The sequence below is a fragment of the Pseudorhodobacter sp. genome (genome assembly GCF_030452865.1).
Taxonomy (GTDB): domain Bacteria; phylum Pseudomonadota; class Alphaproteobacteria; order Rhodobacterales; family Rhodobacteraceae; genus Pseudorhodobacter.
In genome coordinates, this window is record NZ_JAKDLJ010000409.1 from 1 (window position 1) to 3131 (window position 3131).

4 protein-coding genes are annotated in these 3131 nt (G+C 53.7%); 2 read left to right on the top strand and 2 right to left on the bottom strand.

Features of this window, described 5'->3' with window-relative positions; all coding sequences use genetic code 11:
* Window positions 1–954, bottom strand: a 954-nt coding sequence (gene rho, locus L0H65_RS17185) for a transcription termination factor Rho (protein WP_301460451.1), incomplete at its 3' end; no start/stop codon positions are given.
* Window positions 955–1107: 153 nt separating this feature from the next.
* Complete coding sequence (locus L0H65_RS17190; protein WP_301460448.1) at window positions 1108–1557, bottom strand: CopD family protein; 450 nt, start codon at window positions 1555–1557, stop codon at window positions 1108–1110.
* Window positions 1558–1938: 381 nt separating this feature from the next.
* On the opposite strand from L0H65_RS17190, the gene L0H65_RS17195 reads away from it, so the two are divergent.
* Window positions 1939–2544 carry a nucleoside triphosphate pyrophosphatase gene (locus L0H65_RS17195; RefSeq protein WP_301460449.1) on the top strand — a complete coding sequence of 202 codons (606 nt, stop codon included), beginning with the start codon at window positions 1939–1941 and terminating at the stop codon, window positions 2542–2544.
* Window positions 2541–3131, top strand: a 591-nt coding sequence (locus L0H65_RS17200) for a shikimate dehydrogenase (protein ID WP_301460450.1), incomplete at its 3' end; no start/stop codon positions are given. The genes L0H65_RS17195 and L0H65_RS17200, both read left to right, overlap by 4 nt.

Consider the following 3131-nt stretch of genomic DNA (forward strand, 5'->3'; position numbering starts at 1 on the left):
AGCACCGAAAAAGCGTTTTGGGCGCTGTAGCGCGTTGGCATCAACACCCCCGGTCAAGACCTTCCCAGAAGACGGTACAACCGTATTAAATGCCCTACCAAGTCTTGTGATTGAATCAAGCAAGATCACAACATCTCGCTTATGCTCTACCAAGCGCTTGGCTTTCTCAATAACCATTTCAGCGACCGCAACGTGACGGGTCGCGGGTTCATCAAAAGTTGACGAAACCACTTCCCCTTTGACCGATCTCTGCATGTCCGTCACTTCCTCCGGACGCTCATCAATCAGCAAGACAATCAGGTAACACTCGGGGTGATTGGTTGCGATGGAATGTGCGATATTCTGCAAGAGCACCGTCTTGCCGGTCCGGGGTGGTGCCACGATCAACCCGCGCTGCCCCTTCCCGATCGGTGAAACCAAGTCAATAATCCGCGCTGACCGGTCCTTCAAGGTTGGATCTTCCACTTCCATCTTCAATCGCTCATCGGGATAAAGCGGCGTCAGATTGTCAAAATGAACCTTGTGTCGCGCCTTTTCCGGGTCGTCAAAGTTGATTCTCGTCACTTTGGTCATGCTGAAATAGCGTTCCGTTTCACGGGGCGCCGCGATCACACCTTCGATTGTGTCGCCCGTCCGCAGCGAGAACTGCCGAATCGTATCCGGCGAAACGTAGATATCATCAGGCCCCGGCAGATAATTCGCCGATGGTGAACGCAAGAAGCCGAATCCGTCCTGCACCACTTCAAGCACGCCGTCGCCGCCAATCTCCCAGCCTTCTTCTGCATGTTCCTTGAGCAGCGAAAACATCATTTCGCCCTTCCGCATCGAAGGGGCGTTCTCAACTTCCCATTCTTCGGCCATGGCCAACAGATCAGCAGGTGTTTTCGCCTTCAGATCGGCAAGGTTCAAGCGCTGCACGTCATCGACTTCTTGGCCAAATTCTTGATCGTCCATTGTCAAATTCATCCTTCGTCCTGAACCCGAACCGGGAACCGCGATATCTAAGATCGGAAAATAGCGTGACGGACCGGACGGTCCCGCTGGGCCAGCAGATAAGGCCACCGAATTGAAATGTCAATTCGATGCCACCCTAGCCATTGTCAAATTTCAGAATTTCACAATCACCGAGGCCACGATCACGACCATTAACACCGTCGGCACCTCGTTCATCATTCGAAATCGCCCGCCCGTCACAGCATTTTCACCTGCGGCAAAATCTCTACGCCGAGCGGCAAGCCACATATGAAACCAGGTCATCGCCAGAACAGAGACAGCCTTTGTCCAAGGCCATAGCTGCGACCAATCAACAATACCAGGCGTCAAGACCAATGCGAGGCCAGCAAGCCAACTCACGATCATCGCAGGGTTCATGATCACACGCAGCAACTTCATTTCCATCGTTTGAAACAGCGCATCTGCATCACCTGCCGCCTTCACTTGCTCGGTGTGATAGACAAAAAGTCGCGGCAGATAGAACAATCCAGCCATCCAGGCAATCACGGACATAACATGGATGGCTTTCACCCACGGATAGATTGCAGCAAGAACAGAGGTCATCGTGGCTCTTCTTTCTTCAGTTAATAGAATAAATATAGAAAGATGTAGTGGTAGATGGGCCTTGGGATAACAGAATTCATTGAATTGTCTGCCCTATTGTCCACAGAATCGACGATGGGGATCATTCACGTCGACAATGTGGATAAGCCAAGAAAACCGATACATCACAATACGTTGAAGACAAAAGGATCGGAGGAGAGTTATGCCCATTGTCTGAATCCTACACATTATCCCACCGCCGCAAACCCAACTATCCTCATGTGGATATGCCACTCCGAAACGGGATGAAAGTCGCAACCTGCCCACAAGAGCAACGCAGCGGTAGTTTTTTCCCATTCCAACCGATAAGAACAAACTAGGTTTTTCCACAGGAACGCCCACATGACACCTCCGCCCAAACTGCTTTTGGCCTCATCATCCGCCGTGCGTCTACGGTTGCTAACGGCCGCCGGGGTAACGGTGAAGGCTATTCCTGCCCGCGTTGACGAAAAGTCGATCCGCGACAGTTTGGAACAAGAGGGCGCGAAACCGCGCGAAATCGCCGACGCTTTGGCAGAGATGAAAGCGCGGAAAATTGCTGAAAAACACCCTGCTTCAGTTGTGATCGGCTGCGATCAGGTGCTCGCCTTTCAGGGCCAAGCCTGGGGAAAGCCTGAGAGCACGTCGGATGCGTTCGATCAGCTGACAATGCTGCGGAACGAAACCCACCGGCTAATATCGGCCGTTGTTCTTTATCACGAAGCGAAGCCGATCTGGCGGCACCTCGATACCGCGTCACTGACAATGCGCGCCTTCTCGGATCCTTGGTTGCGTTGCTATATTGACAGAAACTGGGAAGCTATTCGCTACTCCTCAGGCGGATATTTGCTGGAGGAGGAAGGCGTCCGCCTGTTTTCCTCGATCGAGGGCGACTACTTCACCATCCTCGGGCTTCCCCTGCTGCCGTTGTTGGGATATCTCGGGACAAGGGGATTTATCGAAACATGACGGACCGTCCGCGTATTCCATTGGCCGGGGTGATCGGCTCACCCATTGCGCATAGCAAATCGCCCGCGCTGCACGGCTACTGGTTGCGGCGCTACGGGATCAACGGCCATTACATTCCCATGGAAATTGCCCATGATGATTTAGCCCATGCGCTGGAACTGCTGCCAAGACTGGGCTTTGTCGGGTTGAACGTGACACTGCCCCACAAGGAGGCAGTCGTCGGTCTTGCCGATATCGTCACGGACCGAGCCGCATTAATCGGGGCTGCCAACACACTGATCTTTCGCAATGATGGCAAAATATACGCAGACAACACGGATGGGTCGGGTTTTGTCGAGAACTTGCGGCAATACGCGCCCGGTTGGGAGCCGAAAGCCGGTCCAGCGATGGTTTTTGGTGCTGGTGGGGCGGCGCGGGCAATTGTAGCGGCGTTGATCGAAGTGGGTGTTCCCGAAATCCGTATCACCAACCGCACCCGCACGCGGGCAGAGGCATTGCGCGCAGACTTTGGCGCCAAACTGACCGTGGTGGACTGGGTGCAATCCCAACATCTGCTGGACGATGTTGCAGCTGTGGTCAACACGACT